General features: G+C 41.6%; 15 protein-coding genes. 12 read left to right on the top strand and 3 right to left on the bottom strand.

Annotation, left to right across the window (positions count from 1 at the left end):
- Positions 1-74: 74 nt before the first annotated feature.
- Together LOC50_RS06725 and LOC50_RS06730 are read right to left on the bottom strand one after the other, a co-directional pair.
- Positions 75-1,565 (bottom strand): CoA-acylating methylmalonate-semialdehyde dehydrogenase, encoded by a 1,491-nt coding sequence (locus LOC50_RS06725; RefSeq protein ID WP_069439443.1) that lies wholly within the window; start codon positions 1,563-1,565, stop codon positions 75-77.
- Between the two features lie 70 nt (positions 1,566-1,635).
- Positions 1,636-2,817, bottom strand: a complete 1,182-nt coding sequence (locus LOC50_RS06730; RefSeq protein ID WP_215522119.1) for a thiolase family protein — start codon at positions 2,815-2,817, stop codon at positions 1,636-1,638.
- Positions 2,818-3,146: 329 nt separating this feature from the next.
- Here LOC50_RS06730 and LOC50_RS06735 point away from each other — a divergent pair, with 329 nt between their 5' ends.
- The 9 genes from LOC50_RS06735 (at position 3,147) to LOC50_RS06775 (ending at position 12,617) form a co-directional block, all read left to right on the top strand.
- Positions 3,147-3,581: a MerR family transcriptional regulator gene (locus tag LOC50_RS06735; protein ID WP_008114692.1), complete on the top strand. Its 435-nt coding sequence runs from the start codon at positions 3,147-3,149 to the stop codon at positions 3,579-3,581.
- Between the two features lie 37 nt (positions 3,582-3,618).
- A complete protein-coding gene (locus LOC50_RS06740; protein ID WP_250653859.1) occupies positions 3,619-4,794 on the top strand; it encodes an isovaleryl-CoA dehydrogenase in 1,176 nt (391 codons plus the stop codon).
- A gap of 10 nt (positions 4,795-4,804) precedes the next feature.
- On the top strand, positions 4,805-6,412 hold the full coding sequence (locus tag LOC50_RS06745) for a carboxyl transferase domain-containing protein (protein WP_250653860.1): 1,608 nt from the start codon (positions 4,805-4,807) through the stop codon (positions 6,410-6,412).
- Between the two features lie 12 nt (positions 6,413-6,424).
- Entirely contained in the window at positions 6,425-7,195 is a 771-nt protein-coding gene (locus tag LOC50_RS06750; RefSeq protein ID WP_250653861.1) for an enoyl-CoA hydratase/isomerase family protein, read from the top strand.
- A gap of 8 nt (positions 7,196-7,203) precedes the next feature.
- Positions 7,204-9,195 carry an acetyl/propionyl/methylcrotonyl-CoA carboxylase subunit alpha gene (locus LOC50_RS06755; protein ID WP_250653862.1) on the top strand — a complete coding sequence of 664 codons (1,992 nt, stop codon included), beginning with the start codon at positions 7,204-7,206 and terminating at the stop codon, positions 9,193-9,195.
- A complete protein-coding gene (locus tag LOC50_RS06760; RefSeq protein ID WP_069439439.1) occupies positions 9,195-10,091 on the top strand; it encodes a hydroxymethylglutaryl-CoA lyase in 897 nt (298 codons plus the stop codon). Before LOC50_RS06755 ends, LOC50_RS06760 begins: the two co-directional genes overlap by 1 nt.
- Positions 10,092-10,120: 29 nt before the next feature.
- Entirely contained in the window at positions 10,121-10,819 is a 699-nt protein-coding gene (locus tag LOC50_RS06765) for a CoA transferase subunit A (protein WP_013464896.1), read from the top strand.
- Positions 10,820-10,834: 15 nt separating this feature from the next.
- The gene (locus LOC50_RS06770) at positions 10,835-11,491 is read left to right on the top strand and encodes a 3-oxoacid CoA-transferase subunit B (RefSeq protein WP_013464895.1); all 657 of its coding nucleotides are present in this window, start codon (positions 10,835-10,837) and stop codon (positions 11,489-11,491) included.
- 247 nt (positions 11,492-11,738) lie between these two features.
- Positions 11,739-12,617 carry a LysR family transcriptional regulator gene (locus LOC50_RS06775; protein ID WP_013464894.1) on the top strand — a complete coding sequence of 293 codons (879 nt, stop codon included), beginning with the start codon at positions 11,739-11,741 and terminating at the stop codon, positions 12,615-12,617.
- Positions 12,618-13,455: 838 nt separating this feature from the next.
- On the opposite strand, the gene msrA is transcribed toward LOC50_RS06775, so the two are convergent.
- A complete protein-coding gene (gene msrA / locus LOC50_RS06780; protein ID WP_248473878.1) occupies positions 13,456-14,742 on the bottom strand; it encodes a peptide-methionine (S)-S-oxide reductase MsrA in 1,287 nt (428 codons plus the stop codon).
- Positions 14,743-15,103: 361 nt separating this feature from the next.
- Here msrA and pxpB point away from each other — a divergent pair, with 361 nt between their 5' ends.
- From pxpB to asnB, 3 genes are all read left to right on the top strand, one after another.
- The gene (pxpB, locus tag LOC50_RS06785) at positions 15,104-15,760 is read left to right on the top strand and encodes a 5-oxoprolinase subunit PxpB (protein WP_069439437.1); all 657 of its coding nucleotides are present in this window, start codon (positions 15,104-15,106) and stop codon (positions 15,758-15,760) included.
- Entirely contained in the window at positions 15,757-16,698 is a 942-nt protein-coding gene (locus tag LOC50_RS06790; RefSeq protein WP_250653863.1) for a 5-oxoprolinase subunit C family protein, read from the top strand. Before pxpB ends, LOC50_RS06790 begins: the two co-directional genes overlap by 4 nt.
- Before the next feature lie 287 nt (positions 16,699-16,985).
- Positions 16,986-18,653 carry an asparagine synthase B gene (asnB, locus tag LOC50_RS06795; protein ID WP_250653864.1) on the top strand — a complete coding sequence of 556 codons (1,668 nt, stop codon included), beginning with the start codon at positions 16,986-16,988 and terminating at the stop codon, positions 18,651-18,653.
- Positions 18,654-19,102 lie beyond the last annotated feature (449 nt).

The following is a 19,102-nucleotide window of genomic DNA, read 5'->3' on the forward strand; positions in this document are numbered from 1 at the left end:
CAAGGGAGTAATTAGTGGGGAGCGACAACACTGTGTGTTGTGCCCCTCTTTTTTATTAATTATTCAGTGCAATATTATTTAAGATTAATACTCATGTTTGGACCTGAGGCAATGTCATCCTCAAACCAACGAGAGGTAATAGTTTTAGTTTCTGTGTAAAAACGAATACCTTGTTTACCATAGGTGTGAGTATCGCCGTAGAATGAGCCTTTCCAGCCAGTAAACGAGAAAAATGGCAACGGCACAGGAATAGGCACATTAATCCCCACTTGACCCACTTCAATTTCGTGTTGGAACTTACGTGCAGCTGCACCACTTGATGTAAATAGTGAGGTACCGTTACCGTAAGGGCTTTCGTTAATAAGGGCGATGGCTTCTTCAAGGGTATCTACAAACATACACGCCAGTACTGGGCCAAAAATCTCTTCTTTGTACAAGTTCATCTCTTTGGTTACATCAGTAAATAACGTTGGACCTACCCAATTACCTTGCTCAAACCCTTCAACAGTAAAGTCAGAGCCATCAATTAAACAGGTTGCGCCTTGCGCTTTACCATCGGCAATCAATGATAAAATACGCGCTTTTGCTGCAGGTGATGTTTGCGGACCATAAGCGGCGTCTGCGTCATCCCAAACACCTGGGCGTACACCTTCAAAGCCAGCTTTAATTTCATCAACCCAGTCTTTTGCTTGGCCAACAAATACCGCCACTGAAATACCCATACAACGCTGGCCTGCCGCACCAACTGATGCGCCTACTAAGTTATTAACAACATGCGATTTACTCGCGTCAGGCATAATCACCATGTGGTTTTTAGCGCCAACACACGCTTGCACACGTTTTAGGTGTTGTGTGCCTTTAGAATAAATGTATGCACCCACACCACACGAGCCAACAAACGAAATAGCACGAACGGCTTTGTCTTCTAATAAGCGGTCAACTTGTGGTTTTGTACCGTGCACGACTTGTAACACGCCTTTTGGTGCACCGGCTTCAATAAATAGCTCAGCTAAGCGCATAGGCGTAAGTGGATCTTGCTCAGACGGCTTTAAAATAAAGGTGTTACCACACACAATTGCCAGTGGGAACATCCAAAGTGGGATCATGGCTGGAAAATTAAATGGGGTAATACCTGCACATACACCCAGTGGTTGCATGTAAGAATAGGTATCAATTTTACGCGCTACGTTTTCCATCGTCTCGCCCATCATTAACGATGGTGCATTAGCAGCTTGCTCAACCACCTCAATACCACGCCACACATCGCCTTTTGCATCTTCAAATGTTTTACCTAGCTCATGACAAATAATAGTGGCTAATTCATCATGGTTTTCTTTTAACAGCGCCGCGTATTTCATCATAATGCGCGCACGTTCTGTAATTGGTACGTCTTTCCACGTTTTAAACGTTTCACTGGCAGAGGCAATAGCCGCGTCCATTTCAGCGTCTGTAGCACAAGGTACTTGCGCTAACACTTCTTGATTAGCAGGATTTACAACATCAATTAGTTCATTTGAAGTTGATTGAATAAATTCGCCGTTAATGAGTAAGGGTACTTGGTGCATAATTAAAATCCTATTGATTAAATTGGGGACCGCAGCGTTTTTGTTTTAGTTGCTGCGGCTTTATTATTAGTTAAAGTGCTTCTACGGCCATGGCAACGGCTTCACCGCCACCAATACATAAAGAGGCTACGCCCTTTTTAAGACCCCGGTTTTTAAGTGCATGGATAAGTGTTACTAAAATACGCGCACCGCTAGCACCAATAGGATGACCCAATGCACAGGCGCCACCGTTAACATTAACTTTGTTCTCATCAAGCTTTAACTCGTTAATAGCTAGCATGGTAACCATGGCAAACGCTTCGTTAATTTCCCATAAATCAACATCTGCGGTTGTCCACCCTGCTTTTTCAAGCACACTGTTCATTGCACCAACAGGCGCTACGGTAAATTCACTGGGTTTTTGAGAATGCGTGCTGTGAGCAACAATTTTGCAAAGTGGTGTTAAACCCTCTGCTTTTGCTTTTGATTCGCTCATTAAAATCAGTGCTGCGCCACCATCTGAAATAGACGATGAGTTTGCCGCAGTAATGGTGCCGTCTTTTTTAAATGCTGCACGTAAACTTGGGATTTTTTCAGGGCGAGCATTACCAGGTTGCTCATCAATTGAAACGGTGACATCACCTTTGCGGGTTTTAATAGTATGAGGGGCGATTTCGTTGTCAAAGCTACCATTTTCTATGGCTGCGTTTGCTTTACTTAACGAACCCAGTGCAAACGCATCCATTTGCTCACGGCCAATACCGTATTCATCGGCTGTGTCTTGAGCAAAACAACCCATTGCTTTATTGTCGTAAGCATCTTCAAGGCCATCACTCATCATATGATCTTTTATTTCACCGTGGCCCATACGCATACCGCCACGGGCTTTAGGAATAAAATAAGGCGCATTGGTCATACTTTCCATACCACCGGCAATGGCTGATTCAATAGAACCTGCTTTAATAAGGTCATTCGCTAACATGGCCGCTTTTAAACCCGAGCCACATACTTTATTAATTGTGGTAGCGCCTGTGCTTAGTGCTAGCCCTGCTTTAAGCATAGCCTGACGTGCAGGCGCTTGGCCTAAGCCAGCTGGCAATACACAGCCCATAATCACTTCATCAATTGCATCATTGCTTAAACCCGTTTGAGCAAGTGCACCTGCAATAGCTGTAGCACCTAGTTCGGTAGACTGCGCATCACTTAGTGCGCCCATAAATCCACCCATTGGGGTGCGTTTTGCTGCTACAATTACAACGCTTTCGAAAGACATAAAAGGCTCCATTTTCAATTAACGCAAACATGTTTTATTATGTTTAGCTTAATGTTTAAACTAATCTGATAAATACGAGCATACATAAAATTTACGTTTACGCCAACGTAAATCTAAAATCAACTTTCTAATTAGTGTAAAAACTGTAAAGCAAGCTTGCTAAAAATGTATTACAACCTCCATAAATGGCTTACAACGTTTATAAACACTCAACTTCTACTGTAAACCCGCCTTTATTTTGTACGTCTAAAGTATAACAATTAAATCGCACTTTACCTTTACGTAAACTTCACTTATATTGGTGATATTCGAATGAGGTAAACATTACAATGAAATCAGATAATCAAACAAACTTTGCAAATTCAGCCAACGAGCCGGCTAAAAACGAACAAACTTTTAGTATCAGCGAATTGGCTAAAGAATTTGATATTACTACCCGCTCTATCCGTTTTTACGAAGACCAAGGGTTAATATCGCCAGAGCGCAATGGCCAAACACGTATTTACTCAAAGCGCGATAAAGTACGCCTAAAGTTAATACTTCGTGGTAAACGTTTAGGGTTTACCTTGGCTGAAACCGGTCGTTTGTTTGAACTGTATGATGCAGACAAATCAAGCGCTAAACAGTTAGTTACTATGCTTGACCTCATCAGCGAAAAAAAGGCCGACCTATCTCAACAAATGGACGACATTAAAGTTGTACTAATGGAGTTGGTTACCGCAGAACGTCGTTGTCGCGACACGCTTAGCAAAATAGATGAATAAAATATAATAAACGTCATCAAACACACAGGAATGAATCATGAGCACTATTTCACTATATAAAGAAATGAATTTTGGTCTTGGCGAAACAGCGGACATGATCCGCAGTCATGTAAACAGCTTTGCCAGTCAAGAAATTGCCCCACTAGCTGAAAAAACAGATCTGGATAATGCGTTTCCCAATCAACTTTGGCCGCAAATGGGTGAAATGGGCGTTTTAGGCATGACCGTTGATGAAGAATTTGGTGGTGCGGGTTTAGGTTATTTAGAGCACGTTATTGCCATGGAAGAAATTAGCCGTGCAAGTGCCTCTATTGGCTTAAGCTATGGTGCGCATTCAAACCTGTGTGTCAATCAAATAAACCGTAATGGATCACAAGCACAAAAAGAAAAATACTTACCTAAACTAATTAGCGGTGAACACATTGGTGCCTTGGCCATGAGTGAGCCCAATGCGGGCTCTGATGTTGTATCAATGAAACTTAAAGCCGAGAAAAAAGGCGATAAGTACATTTTAAACGGCAATAAAATGTGGATCACCAATGGCCCAGACGCCGATACTCTGGTTATTTATGCAAAAACAGATTTAAACGCCGGCGCTAAAGGGATTACCGCCTTTATTGTAGAAAAAACATTCCCGGGGTTTTCTACCGCACAAAAACTCGACAAACTCGGTATGCGCGGATCAAACACCTGTGAACTGGTCTTTGATAACTGTGAAGTACCCGAAGAAAACATTTTAGGTAACTTAAACGAAGGCGTTAAGGTACTTATGAGTGGCCTTGATTACGAGCGAGTTGTTTTAGCTGCAGGCCCGTTAGGAATTATGCAAGCATGTATGGACATTGTAGTGCCTTACATTCATGAGCGTAAGCAGTTTGACAGCCCGATTGGTCAATTTCAGTTAATTCAAGGCAAAATTGCCGATATGTATACACAAATGAATGCAGCGCGCTCCTATGTATATACGGTGGCTAAATCCTGTGACCGTGGTGAAACCACCCGTAAAGACGCAGCTGGCGCAATTTTATACGCTGCAGAGCTTGCAACTAAAATGGCGCTTGATGCAATCCAAATTTTAGGCGGCAATGGCTACATAAACGAATACGCAACAGGTCGCTTACTGCGTGATGCAAAGTTATACGAAATTGGCGCAGGCACCTCAGAAATACGCCGCATGTTGATTGGCCGTGAATTATTTACTGAAAGCCGTTAAGGATTAATTTATGACGATTTTAAAATCGAGCGTTAATCCCCACGATCCTAGTTTTGTGCAAAACCACAAAAATATGTCGGCGCTGGTGGATGATTTACGCGATAAAGTTGCCAATATTAGCTTAGGTGGTGGCGCTGCACTTAAAGAGCGCCATGAAAGCAGAGGAAAGCTGTTTGTTCGTGACCGTATCAGTACTTTATTAGATGAAGGCTCACCCTTTTTAGAAATATCGCAATTTGCTGCATTTGGTGTGTATGAACAAGAGATACCTTGTGCCGGTGTGGTTGCAGGTATTGGTCGCGTAAAAGGCGTTGAATGTATGGTGATTGCAAACGACGCGACAGTTAAAGGTGGCACCTATTTCCCGCTTACTGTTAAAAAGCATTTACGCGCACAAGATATTGCTGAGCGTTGCCACTTACCGTGTATTTACTTAGTTGATTCTGGCGGTGCCAACCTGCCAGAGCAAGACGATGTATTTCCAGACAAACTGCACTTTGGGCGTATTTTTTACAATCAAGCACGTATGTCGGGTAAAGGCATTCCACAAATTGCAGTGGTTATGGGCTTATGTACCGCAGGTGGTGCGTATGTACCCGCTATGGCCGATGAAAGCATTATTGTAAAAGAGCAAGGCACTATATTTTTAGCAGGTCCACCACTGGTAAAAGCGGCAACCGGTGAAGAAGTCACCGCAGAAGAGCTTGGCGGCGCCGATGTTCATTGCAAAACATCGGGTGTGGCCGATCATTACGCAGAAAATGATGCGCATGCATTATCGATTGCACGCCAATGTATAGAGCGAATTAATTACACACGCCCTACCGCCCCATTTTTAGATGACGTAAAAGCTCCCCGTTACGATATTAACGAGCTTTACGGCATTGTTGGTACTGATCTTAAAAAGCCATTTGATGTGCGTGAAGTAATAGCCCGCACTGTCGATGACTCGTCTTTTGATGAATTTAAACGTTACTTTGGCGAAACACTGGTGACAGGCTTTGCCAGCATTTATGGCAACCCTGTGGGCATAGTGGCTAACAACGGTATTTTATTTAGTGAGTCGGCGCAAAAAGGCGCGCACTTTATTCAGCTTTGTGCCCAGCGCAATATTCCATTGGTATTTTTACAAAATATTACTGGCTTTATGGTCGGTAAAAAATACGAAGCCGAAGGCATTGCTAAACATGGCGCTAAAATGGTGATGGCGGTGTCGTGTGCTGATGTACCAAAATTCACCGTGCTTATTGGTGGCTCTTATGGCGCCGGCAATTATGGAATGTGTGGCCGTGCATTTGAACCGACCATGATGTGGATGTGGCCAAATGCCCGTATTTCAGTCATGGGTGGTGAGCAAGCTGCAGGTGTTATGGCACAAGTTAAACAAGATGGATTAGCCCGTAAAGGCGAAAGCATGAGCGAGCAAGAAGTTAGCGATTTTAAAAAGCCAATTATTAGTCAATACGAACAACAAGGTCATCCTTATTATGCCAGTGCCCGCTTATGGGATGATGGCATTATAGACCCTGTCGATACACGTAATGTGTTGGGGCTTGCATTAACTGCAGCTAAAAATGCACCACAGCGTGAGTCTAAGTTTGGCGTATTTAGAATGTAACCGGAGTGCACAATGTCAGTAACACTACAAATAACAAAATCTAATGTGGCTGTACTCGTTTTAAGCCGCCCAGAAAAACGTAATGCATTTAATAGCGACGTTATCCATGAGCTTATTCAATGTATTGAACATGCTAATACGCTCGATATTCGTGCCTTAGTCCTCAAAACCGAAGGTAAACATTTTTCAGCCGGTGCCGACTTAGCCTGGATGAAGTCGATGGCAGATAATAACTATAACGATAACCTAGCTGATTCAATGCAACTGGCTAAACTTATGCAGGTATTAGCAAAGAGCCCGCATCCTACAATTTGTGCGGTACAAGGTGCCGCCTTTGGTGGAGCATTAGGGTTAATTGCCTGTTGTGATATTGCGCTTAGTAAAGACGATGCACAATTTTGTTTAAGTGAAGTTAAACTTGGGCTAATACCTGCCGTGATCAGCCCTTATGTGATTAAGGCTATTGGTGAGCGTGCCGCACGCAGATATTTTTTAACTGCAGAAGTGTTTGATGCCCACACAGCAAAGCAACTGGGTTTAGTGCATCAAATTACTGGGAACTTAGAAACAGCCCTCGATAATTTGCTGCAAACCTTGATTGATAACGGCCCTATTGCCGTTAAGGCCGCAAAAGCACTTATTAACGATGTTGCCAATAAAGAGATAAACGAGGAGCTAATTGCACTGACTGCAGAGCGTATAGCTAAAATTCGTGTATCAACTGAAGGCCAAGAAGGACTGAGCGCCTTTTTTGATAAACGCCCTCCCCAATGGCAACTCTAGGACGCATTATGAACACAGTACAATTACAAAAAATTCTGATTGCTAACCGTGGCGAAATTGCCTGTCGTATTATGCGCACCGCAAAGCAAATGGGCTTAACCACGGTTGCGGTGTATTCAGATGCAGATAAAAACGCGCAACATGTAAAAATGGCCGACGAAGCCTACCATATTGGTGCTGCGCCAAGTAAAGATTCATACCTAGTCGCAGATAAAATTTTGCAGGTTGCTAAAGTCAGTGGCGCTGATTGCATTCATCCAGGCTACGGCTTTTTATCTGAAAACAGTGAATTTGCTAAAGCCTGTGAAGCCCATAACATTGCTTTTATTGGCCCACCAGCAACGAGTATTGAAGCAATGGGCTCAAAAACCCGTGCTAAAGAAATAATGGCCGCGGCAAACGTTCCTTTAGTACCTGGTTACTATGGTGATAAACAAGACCCTGCTTTTTTGCAATCTGAGGCTAAAAAAATTGGTTACCCTGTTCTTATCAAAGCGGCCTTTGGCGGTGGCGGTAAAGGGATGCGAGTGGTAGAAAAGCCGAAAGACTTTATAACTGCACTTGAAGGCGCCCAACGTGAAGCCATTGCCGGTTTTGGTAACGATTTAGTGCTATTAGAGCGCTACGTTAATCAACCTCGCCATGTTGAAGTACAAGTATTTGCAGATAATCACGGTAACTGTGTTTATTTGGGTGATCGTGACTGTTCGTTACAACGCCGACACCAAAAAGTGATTGAAGAAGCCCCTGCTCCAGGTTTATCTGATGCGCTGCGTAAAGAAATGGGCGAAGCGGCTGTACGCTGTGCATTAGCCATTAATTACCGTGGTGCCGGTACCGTTGAGTTTTTACTTTGCGGTAATGAATTTTTCTTTATGGAAATGAACACTCGCCTGCAAGTAGAGCACCCAGTGACCGAAATGGTAACCGGCGTTGATTTAGTAAATTGGCAAATTAATATTGCGGGCGGGCAAACACTGCCGTTAAAGCAATCTGATATTCAACTGCAAGGCCATAGCTTTGAAGCGCGTATTTACGCCGAAGACCCTGCAAATGACTTTATTCCGTGTTCAGGCACCATTGAAGCGTTACACGTCCCCGTTAATAGTGAATTTGTACGCATAGATACCGGGATTGCCCAAGGTGATGAAATAAGCCCTTATTACGACCCAATGATTGCAAAGTTAATTGTTCATGATGATAATCGCGAACAAGCGCTTTCTCGTTTGCAACAGGCGCTTGAACAATTTCATTTAGCGGGCTTTAGTACCAATATTGGCTTTTTACATAACTTAGCTTGCCACAAAAGCTTTAAACAAGGCGCGCCAAGTACACACTTTATTGCTGAACAAGGTGATTCACTCGCTACGGTTGATGAGTCATTATTGCTATCAAGCCAGCTTATTGCTGCTTTTGCCTATTTAGAGTCGTTAAACACGCACCAAGCACAAAACAATAGTGCCAGCCCTTGGCAACAACTTAGTGGCTTTACTTTAAATGCACCGCAGGCAATTAAAATCCCATTTGTAGATTTACCGCTTAGCGCTATCAAAACAGCGCAGGGTTACAATGTGACACACAGTGCGGGCGTATACAGGGTTCAAGGGACGCTAAATAATGGTGTGTGCAACGTATTTATTAACGGTGAAAAGCACAGTGCGCATGTCAACATAACTGACAATGAAATTACTGTAATGAATAAAGCACTGCAAACTAAGTTTGAATGTGTTGATAAGCATTATATTAGTTCACACGAAAGTGACGCGCTGCCGCTTGCTGCGCCACTCAATGGCACGGTAGTAAAACATTTAATTGAAGTAGGTAGCACTATCACCAAAGGTGATGCCGTTGTTATTATCGAAGCCATGAAAATGGAATATACACTTAATGCACCACATGACGGCATATTACAGAGTTACTGCTTTGGTGAAGGTGAACTTGTTTCACACGGCGCACTGTTAGCCATTGTTGAAGATACGACTGTGCAGGAAGGTGCTTAATGAGTGCCTTTGCAAATAAAGTTCGTATTGTTGAAGTGGGTGCACGTGATGGTTTACAAAATGAAAAAACCGTCAGCACTGAAGATAAAGTAACACTAATTAATGCCCTCGCCGGTGCGGGATTAAAAGACATAGAAGCTGGTGCGTTCGTATCCCCAAAATGGGTGCCACAAATGGCAGACTCAAGCGAGGTGATCAATGCGCTTGACCTTCCAGAGATAAATTTAAGTGCCTTAACGCCAAATTTAAAAGGCGCACAAGCTGCGCATGCTGTTGGTATTAAAGAATTTGCTATATTTACGGCGGCCAGCGAAGCGTTTTGTCAAAAAAATATAAATTGCTCAATAGCGCAAAGTATTGATCGTTTTAGCGAGGTAATGACTTTTGCTAAAGCGAATAATATACGCGTTCGTGGTTATGTAAGCTGTGTTTTAGGCTGCCCTTATGAGGGAGACGTTGACCCTCAGGTTGTTTTAAACGTGGCACAAAAGTTATTAGCGCTTGGCTGCTATGAAGTGAGCCTTGGCGATACTATTGGTGTCGGCACCGCAGGTAAAGTGACTGAGCTGCTTACATTGCTGCTCAAGCATATTGATAAAAGTAAGCTTGCAGTACATTTTCATGATACATATGGACAGGCGCTCACAAATATTTACGCTGCCTTAAGCCTAGGTATTTCAACAGTTGACGCTGCCGTTGCTGGCCTTGGTGGCTGCCCTTACGCTAAGGGTGCGTCAGGAAATGTTGCCACCGAAGATGTTGTTTACTTACTGCAAGGGCTTGGCATTGAACATGGAATTGATTTAAAAAGGCTTGCACAAGCAGGTTGGCAAATTACTAATGCGCTTAATAAACAGCCTGTTAGTAAAGTTTCAGTGGCATTACACACACAATAATTGCAATAGCATAGAATGAGGAGTCACTCATGGCCGGTTTTGATAAAGTAGTTTCGAGTTACGAAGCTGCAATGGAAGGTTTAAAAGACGGCGATACTATCATCGCTGGTGGTTTTGGTTTATGCGGTATTCCCGAGGGACTAATAGCCCAAATTAAAAAAATGCAAACCAAAGAGTTAACGGTCGTATCGAACAATTGCGGCGTTGATGACTTTGGTTTAGGACTTTTATTACAAGACAAACAAATTAAAAAAGTGGTTGCCTCTTATGTGGGCGAAAATGCTCTTTTTGAACAACAACTACTTAATGGCGAAATTGATGTAGAGCTAACACCACAAGGGACTCTAGCAGAAAAAATGCGTGCTGGTGGTGCCGGTATTCCTGCTTTTTATACCGCCACGGGTTACGGTACGCCAGTAGCTGAGGGTAAAGAAGTAAAAGAATTTAATGGTCGCCCTTATATTTTAGAAGAGTCAATCACGGGTGAATTTGCCATTGTAAAAGCATGGAAAGCAGACCGCTACGGTAATTTAGTGTTTCGCCATACCGCAATGAACTTTAACCCAATGGCTGCAACCGCAGGTAAAATTACCGTTGCTGAGGTGGAAGAGATAGTTGAACCCGGTGAACTAGAGCCAAGTCAAATTCATACCCCTGGCATTTTTGTAAATCGCGTGATCAAGGGTAACTTTGAAAAACGTATTGAACGTGTTACCACACGAGATTAAGCAGGAGCACTTAAAATGGCATTATCACGTGAACAAGTCGCAATGCGCGTCGCTCAAGAGCTACAAGATGGGTACTATGTTAATTTAGGCATAGGTATTCCGACACTCGTCGCAAACTATGTACCCGATGGCATAGAAGTTATGCTACAGTCCGAAAATGGCCTATTAGGTATGGGTGAATACCCAACCAAAGACACAGTAGATGCAGATATGATTAACGCGGGTAAAGAAACCGTGACGGCAGCTACCGGTGCAGCTATATTTAACAGTGCAGATAGTTTTGCCATGATACGGGGTGGTCATGTAGACTTAACGGTTCTGGGTGCATTTGAGGTAGACCAAAACGGGTCTATAGCCTCATGGATGATCCCTAAAAAATTAATAAAAGGCATGGGCGGAGCAATGGATTTAGTTGCTGGTGCAAAAAACATTATTGTTACTATGACCCATGCCAGTAAACACGGCGATTCTAAATTATTAGAAAGCTGTACGTTACCGCTGACGGGCGTTAACTGTGTTAAAAAAATAGTAACCGATTTAGCTGTATTAGAAGTTAAAGACGGCGCATTTCATTTGCTAGAACGCGCACCAGGCGTATCAGTTGATGAAATTATTAGTAAAACGGCAGGTAAGTTGCTTGTCGACGGTGATATTCCTGAGATGGTGTTTTAAACCACTCACAATTTCACCCTGTACCGACCTCATTCCCAGTGCCAATGGCGCTGAGTTACCCAAAATCCCTCGCAAGAGGGATTTTTTTTGCCTTTATTTTAGTTTTTGCACTATAGTGAGAATTTAACGCACCACTTAGGTGAATTCACCCTAATAAAAAAATTAAATAACTGATATAGTTAGCTTTTATTTTTGGTTTAATAATTGCCTGTAATAAGGTGATTGAAATAACTTTATATTGGATACCATGCAAACACCTATTCGCGGCCTTCGCTCTTTTTGTTTTGCCGCAAAAAGCTTAAGTTTTAAACATGCCGCCAAAGAGCTGTATTTAACGCCATCGGCGGTCAGCCATCAAATAAAGCAACTAGAAGAGCAGCTGGGCATTGATTTATTTCAAAGGCAAACCCGTTCCATAAGCTTAACGCCAGCTGGTAAAAACTTTTTTGAAGCGATTTACCCCATTATAAATATGCTGGAAAGCACCATCACCGAATTTAGTCAGTTACAACAAAATGTAAATTTAACCATTACCCTGCCCGAGTTCTTTGCCAGTGAATTGCTAATGCCAAAACTGAGTGAGTGGACGAGTGAGCATCCTAATATTAATTTACACATGGACACCCTTAAAACACGAAAAGAGTTGACTCGCCAAAGTGATTTATCAATCATTTTATCTTCAAGCAAACCGCTTGATGGGCTAGCTACTGAGTTATTTAATTTAGAATATATTCCAGCGTGTAATAAAAAGCTGCTCGATCAGTGGCAAAACGATCACTGCCAGGCGCTCAATCAAGTGCCGCTTATTGTTCACAAAGCCCGGCCTTGGGCATGGCACCAATGGGCTGAAAAAGTCGGTATTGATGACTTTTCCCCTGCACAAATTATTCAAATAGACAGTATGTTTGGCGTAGCACGGGCTGCACAGCAAGGTATGGGCATTGCACTTATTCCTTTGCCAATAAGTCAAAGCTGGCTGGATGAGCAATGGCTCTACAAACTGTTTGAGCAACCACTAACAACAAAAGACAAATACTATTTAGTTCAGCATGGCTCAAGTACCGCTAATCACCCTCTCGATTTGTTTGCAAAATGGGTGATTAACACCTTTAGGCAAACTAAATAGCAGATTCAAATAAGCGCTCCTTGTTGAGCGCTTATTAGCTAATTTTAAAGTTTGCAACTTTTATTTTTAAAATTCCCCTACCGGAACAACAACAAAAGCGACTATTTATCAGTGATTTATTTATTAAAAAATCTAAAACCCCATAAGTTAGTTTTTTTCACTTATTAGTTTTGTTTTTATCGCTTGTCGAAATTGAGTAAAAGCTCTAAAGTTAACTCAACCAAACGGCAACACGCTAAAAAATATAAAACGTGTTACTTAAATCAGATTTCATTAGTTTGTAACAACGAGCTAGTAAAAAGAATCTTTATTGTGTGTGAAGATGTTGTCAGTGTAAAAAACAGCTCAAGTTCGGTGGTGACTTAGCTTGAGTTGTTTTTATTTTTACCCTTACACCCGCCAATAAACTTAAGAATCTTTATTGTGTGTGAAGATGTTGTCAGTGTAAAAAACAACTCAAGTCCGGTGGTGACTGAGCTTGGGTTGTTTTTATTTTCATTCTCATTAACAACAATAAGCCAGAATTAGTTTTGTACTAATACCCCCCGAATCTTTATTGTGTGTGAAGATGTTGTCAATTGAAATGCAGCGACCGTTAAGTATCTACTTAACCTGAACTTTGGTTAAGAGATTTACTAATGTATTGAATCAAAATTGATATTTATGTTTATTTTCTCTAGCCAGAGATTTCCAGTGAAAACAAGGCGAAATTACGCGTCAATAGCTCGCCTATTGCAAGTAAATTCAACGTAGTTAGCGCTGTAAATAGCTGCTTGAGATAGATTTATTATCCAGAGTTCAGGTTACTTAATCATCGCTGCTTTTTTTTGCTTAAAATTTACTGTTTTCTGGCTACAAATTCTAAAACAGTCGCATTAATACAATATCTATCTTGCCCTCTAGGCCCCTCACCCGGAAATAAATGCCCTAAGTGAATACCGGTACTTTTAGACTTAAGCTCAATGCGCTGCATTCCCCAGCTATTATCTTCATGTTGGGTTACACTGTCTTTTATTGGGTGGGTAAACGAAAGCCAACCGGTGCCTGAGTTAAATCTATCACGGGTATCAAATAATGGCTCACCGCTTAATTTATCAATAAAGATGCCATCGGGTGTGTTTTTAAAAATAGCATATTCTTTGCAGTAAGGGCTGTCGGTTTTAGCATTAAAAGCCACCTTATAAGCTTCACTGTTGCCAAGCTTAAATGCACCTAATGCTTTATAAAATTGCTCTGCGTTCATGTAGCCTTGGCGAGAATAGACCTCAACCCCATTTTCTAAAAATAATATGGTAGGCGTAGCCCATGTTGCCGATTTAATCGTTAACCCTGCAAGCTGATCAGCATGGCGGAAAGTCATTGGAATTGTGCCTTTATAGTCATTGGCAACGGCCGCTTTAAACTTTTCGCAGTAAGGGCAATAACTTTGCGAGTCTAAAATGACAATCTGTTTGCCATTTAATAATGCAGTATTATCTACCTTAGGTTTATCACTTTGGGTAAATACAACGCCGGTTGAATGATCAGGGCAATAGCCGTTTGGATTTTTTTCAAGGTAATTTTGATGATACTCTTCAGCCGAATAAAAGCGTTCAAGTGGCTTTATTTGCGTCACTATTTTTCCATAATCGGCTTTACTTAATAATTGCTGATACTCACTCGTGACGGCTTTTGCGATACTCGCTTGCTGATCGGTAGTGGTTAAAATAATAGAGCGATATTGCGTGCCTACATCATTACCCTGACGATTCTTTTGCGTTGGATCGTGGCTCTCGTAGTAATTTTGCAACAACTCTCTTGCTGAAATAATATTACTATTAAAGGTAACCTGCACCACTTCGGCGTAATTATCTTCATCAAAGCGACGGGATAACTTAGTGATATTTCTATAGGTTGGCTTAAATCCTTGGCCATCGGCGTAACCCGATTCAGCGTCTAACACACCATTAAGTGCTTCGTAGCGTTTTTCTGCCCCCCAAAAACAGCCCGAACCCAGCACTATTTTTTCAACATGCATGGTTGCATCTAAATCAGTTGGTTTGATTATTTCATCTGACGATATAGCACTCATTGCACTTAGTAAGCCCACAATGGCAAACGCCGATAGTATTACCCGCTTAAACATACGATGACCTCTTAGTTTTAGTTACTCTAGGGTCTGTTGACCTTCCAAGGTTAAATTTGCAGCAGTTTGTTTGGTGTTTAGACAAGGCAGAGCCTATGTGGTGTGGTTATTCCCCATAAAATAGGCGATAACGAAGCATCAATGCCAAACAGGCGCTGCCCTTCGGGTTCTGCCTAGGAGCGATTTTAATCCGCAAAGGTCAACAGACCCTAAAGCAGACCTTTAAACGCAAGAATAAATTTCACACACAATAAAACTTTACGAAGACGGGAATTTAATCGATCCGAGTTTGTCTATTAATATCGTAATAGCACATCGACTGTGATAGCTTAAATACAAACAATATTAATAAGTTATCTGTATGAGCACTTTGCCAAGTATAAAAATATTAACAAATTCTAGTCTGCTTTTTGATGTTTCTCACTACAGTGAACAACATATACTTGCGACGCAAAAAAAACTCTGGGCGCTGTCACAGTATTGTAAAAACACCAATGAGTTTATAGATTTAGTCCCCGGGATGAACTCATTAACCTTGTATTTAAAATCTGCCAGTAATTTACATCAATGGCAAAACACCTTAACCAAACTATGGGATGAGGTTGATGATTACGCCTTTGAAAGTCAGCATCATAAAATAGACACCTATTATCAAGGTGAAGATTTAAACTATGTGGCTAATTATCACCAGCTAACAATAGATGAGGTAATTAATCTACACAGTAAAGAAATTTACCATGTGTTGTTTTTAGGTTTTGTGCCCGGTTTCCCTTATTTACATGGGCTCAACGCTCAACTGTTTACCCCAAGGCGTGATAACCCACGAGTCAGTGTTCCTAAAGGCGCAATTGCGATTGGGGCAGACCAAACAGGCATTTACCCTGAAGACTCACCCGGTGGCTGGCATATTATTGCTCATACTGATGCCTGTTTATTTGATGCAACCGCCTCAAACCCTTGTTTATTTAAACCCGGTGACACCCTTGAATTTGTGCCTATTAAAAGGAGTAAACAATGATTAAAGTAATCAAACCCGGTATACAGCTTACAATCCAAGATTTAGGCCGTGTGGGTTTTCGTCATTTAGGGGTTAGCCGCTCGGGTAGTCTAGACACCTATGCGCACATTATTGCCAATCGCTTAGTAAATAATCACGATAACGATGCCGTACTTGAACTCACCGTTGGGTTATGTGAATTACAATTTGAGTGCGATACCGTCATTGCTCTGCATGGAGCCGACTTAAATGCTAAACTTGACGCTCAAGCCGTTTACCCCGGGTGGAGTTATCCGGTAAAAGCAAAACAAACACTTAAATTTGATACAGGACGCGGTGGCTCCAGAGCTTACATTGCCGTAAAAGGTGGAATTGAATGCCCTGAAGTTATGGGTTCTAAATCAACTGACTTAGGGGCAGCCATTGGTGGTTATAATGGCCGAGCATTACAAAGCAACGATATTATAAAAATAACCCCCTATACTCAGCCTTGGCTATGCAATAAAGGCGCATTAACACCGCCTAAACGAAAAGTTATTCGGCTACATCAAGGCCCACATCATGAACTACTTACACCTGAGTGTATAAACGCTTTCTGTACCACCTCATTTACTATTAACCCGAATAGTAATCGAATGGGAGTACGCCTAGATCATAATAATAGCCAAATAATGCAACACTCGCTTTCGCTACACTCACTCGCGGTAGCACCGGGAAGCGTGCAACTCCCACCCGATGGCAACCCAATTGTGCTATTAAATGATGCGCAAACAACGGGGGGCTACCCATTGATAGGCCATGTAATAGAGGAGGATTTACATCAGTTTGCTCAGTTTAGAACCGCCGATTCAATTACTTTTGAGTTTGTAACGCTTGAACAAGCAAACGCGGCAAAAAACAAACTCGATGCACATCTATCTCAGCTTAAACTGAGTTTAAATCGCTATTGGGCTAATTAACTTAAAGCTATTTTCTTAACGATTACATTTGCACCTACTTGGTGCAAATATAAATTTTCATGAGCATTAAATGCTTATCCCTGCCTGTTTTAAATTAAAAATTGTACAATCAGTTGCTATCACACTATCAATTTCACCATATTGGTGCACCAGCAACTTATTTGGTGCATAAATTATTCTTATTAATTTAAAAAAGCCGTGTGACTTAGTTATTTATTTCTGATAAAACAAGGTTAGTCTTTAGCAAACTCGCTATCGTAGGCACTTAATAGGAATGAGGAAAAATTATGTGTTCAATTTTTGGTGTACTCGATATTAAATCGGATCCCGGCCAGTTACGCACTCAGGCGATCGAAATGTCTAAACTGTTACGTCATCGTGGGCCTGATTGGTCTGGTGTGTATTCATCTGATAAAGCAATTTTAGTGCATGAGCGCTTAGCCATTGTTGGCGTATCGAGCGGTGCTCAACCCCTTTACAATCCAGAAAAAACCCATATTTTAGCGGTTAATGGCGAAATTTATAACCACAAAGAGCTGGCCGCTAATTTAGAGGTCGACTTTGATTTTCAAACCCAGTCAGATTGTGAAGTGATTTTAGCCCTGTATAAACAAAAAGGGCCGGCATTTTTAGATGACTTAAATGGTATTTTTGCTTTTTGTTTATATGACGAAGAGCAAGACGCGTACTTAATTGGTCGAGATCACATTGGTATTATTCCACTTTACACCGGTCACGATGAGCACGGTAACTTTTATGTAGCGTCAGAGCTCAAAGCACTCTCACCTATTTGTAAGCACATTGAAGAGTTTCCGCCGGGGCATTACCTTTACAGCAAAGACGGCAAATTAACCCCTTACTATCAACGTGATTGGCAACGCTTCGACGCTGTTAAAAACAACGATGCTAAAGCAGAAGATGTAAAAGATGCATTGGAAGCGGCGGTTAAGCGCCAGCTTATGTGTGATGTACCCTATGGCGTATTGCTATCGGGTGGCTTAGATTCATCGGTTATTTCCGCTATTACCCAGCGCTTTGCTGCAAAACGTATTGAAGATAACGATGAAAGTGATGCTTGGTGGCCTAAACTGCATTCCTTTTCGGTGGGTTTAGAAGGCTCCCCCGATTTAGCCGCAGCGCAAAAGGTAGCTGATATGATAGGGACTATTCACCACCCCATTATCTTTACTATTCAACAAGGTATTGATGCACTTAAAGAAGTGATTTACCACATTGAAACTTACGATGTAACCACCATTCGTGCATCAACCCCAATGTACTTAATGGCCCGTCAAATTAAAGCCATGGGTATAAAAATGGTGCTCTCAGGTGAAGGTGCAGATGAATTATTTGGCGGTTATTTATATTTTCATAAAGCGCCTAATGCACAAGAGTTTCATGAAGAGCTGAACCGTAAAGTTTCAAAACTGCATATGTTTGATTGTTTACGTGCTAATAAATCAATGGCGGCTTGGGGTGTTGAAGCACGCGTACCATTTTTAGATAAAGAGTTTGTTGATGTGGCAATGCGCATTAACCCTGAAGCTAAAATGTGTAAAGGCGGAAAAATTGAAAAACACATTTTACGTGCAGGCTTTGACGGCTACCTCCCAGATGAAGTGTTATGGCGTCAAAAAGAGCAATTCTCTGATGGCGTTGGCTACAGCTGGATAGATACCTTAAAAGAGTTTGTTAATGAGCAAGTAACGGTTCAGGAATTGGCGAATGCCAAATTTAAATACCCAATTAATACCCCAGACTCTAAAGAAGCGTATTTTTACCGCAGTATTTTTGAGTCGCACTTCCCAGGCGATGCCTCGGCTAAGTGTGTACCACATGGTAAATCAGTTGCGTGTTCAACCCCAGAAGCACTTGCATGGGATGCATCATTTCAAAATAATGCCGATCCATCAGGGCGCGCCGCGGGCGTTCACAATGAAGCATATATAAAATAGTTAACACACTACCTACGCTGCAGGTTAAATACTGCAGCTTTACTTCGCTATTTTTTGTACATAATTTTCTTAAAAATTTTATAGTACTGAGAGAAGTAAATAAGAATACAAAAGCCATTCCATCTCTTTTTAGTTTCTGTTGTTTGTCCCTTCTTTAAAAGCGAAGCGTCTCTTTGCCATTTTTGTGAATTAAATTTCACAGGTAAGATAAGCCTTCAACCAAATTAGTTTTAATAGCAGAATAATTTAGTCGCTTTTTACAAAAACTATTTCAATCCAACTTTTCATTAGCCTCATTGAAAAATGTTTAACTGGCTCATAACCCTAAAACATAAAAACATTATTAAAATGTAACTAAAAAATCATCTTAACAATTAATAGTAATTTAAAACCCTGGCTTGGGTTTTTACGTATACAATAGCGCTTTTAGTTATTTTCTTGCCTGATTA

Origin of the sequence: Pseudoalteromonas sp. SCSIO 43095, assembly GCF_023650455.1 — a bacterium.
GTDB lineage: Bacteria > Pseudomonadota > Gammaproteobacteria > Enterobacterales > Alteromonadaceae > Pseudoalteromonas > Pseudoalteromonas tetraodonis.

Excerpts from the sequence above, each read along its gene's own strand:
- LOC50_RS06730 (WP_215522119.1), bottom strand. The coding sequence starts at position 2,817 with ATGTCTTTCGAAAGCGTTGTAATTGTAGCAGCAAAACGCACCCCAATG.
- pxpB (WP_069439437.1), top strand. The coding sequence starts at position 15,104 with ATGAGCACTTTGCCAAGTATAAAAATATTAACAAATTCTAGTCTGCTT.
- asnB (WP_250653864.1), top strand. The coding sequence starts at position 16,986 with ATGTGTTCAATTTTTGGTGTACTCGATATTAAATCGGATCCCGGCCAG.
- LOC50_RS06750 (WP_250653861.1), top strand. The coding sequence starts at position 6,425 with ATGTCAGTAACACTACAAATAACAAAATCTAATGTGGCTGTACTCGTT.
- LOC50_RS06765 (WP_013464896.1), top strand. The coding sequence starts at position 10,121 with ATGGCCGGTTTTGATAAAGTAGTTTCGAGTTACGAAGCTGCAATGGAA.
- LOC50_RS06725 (WP_069439443.1), bottom strand. The coding sequence starts at position 1,565 with ATGCACCAAGTACCCTTACTCATTAACGGCGAATTTATTCAATCAACT.
- LOC50_RS06740 (WP_250653859.1), top strand. The coding sequence starts at position 3,619 with ATGAGCACTATTTCACTATATAAAGAAATGAATTTTGGTCTTGGCGAA.
- LOC50_RS06790 (WP_250653863.1), top strand. The coding sequence starts at position 15,757 with ATGATTAAAGTAATCAAACCCGGTATACAGCTTACAATCCAAGATTTA.
- LOC50_RS06735 (WP_008114692.1), top strand. The coding sequence starts at position 3,147 with ATGAAATCAGATAATCAAACAAACTTTGCAAATTCAGCCAACGAGCCG.
- LOC50_RS06770 (WP_013464895.1), top strand. The coding sequence starts at position 10,835 with ATGGCATTATCACGTGAACAAGTCGCAATGCGCGTCGCTCAAGAGCTA.
- msrA (WP_248473878.1), bottom strand. The coding sequence starts at position 14,742 with ATGTTTAAGCGGGTAATACTATCGGCGTTTGCCATTGTGGGCTTACTA.
- LOC50_RS06745 (WP_250653860.1), top strand. The coding sequence starts at position 4,805 with ATGACGATTTTAAAATCGAGCGTTAATCCCCACGATCCTAGTTTTGTG.
- LOC50_RS06775 (WP_013464894.1), top strand. The coding sequence starts at position 11,739 with ATGCAAACACCTATTCGCGGCCTTCGCTCTTTTTGTTTTGCCGCAAAA.
- LOC50_RS06760 (WP_069439439.1), top strand. The coding sequence starts at position 9,195 with ATGAGTGCCTTTGCAAATAAAGTTCGTATTGTTGAAGTGGGTGCACGT.
- LOC50_RS06755 (WP_250653862.1), top strand. The coding sequence starts at position 7,204 with ATGAACACAGTACAATTACAAAAAATTCTGATTGCTAACCGTGGCGAA.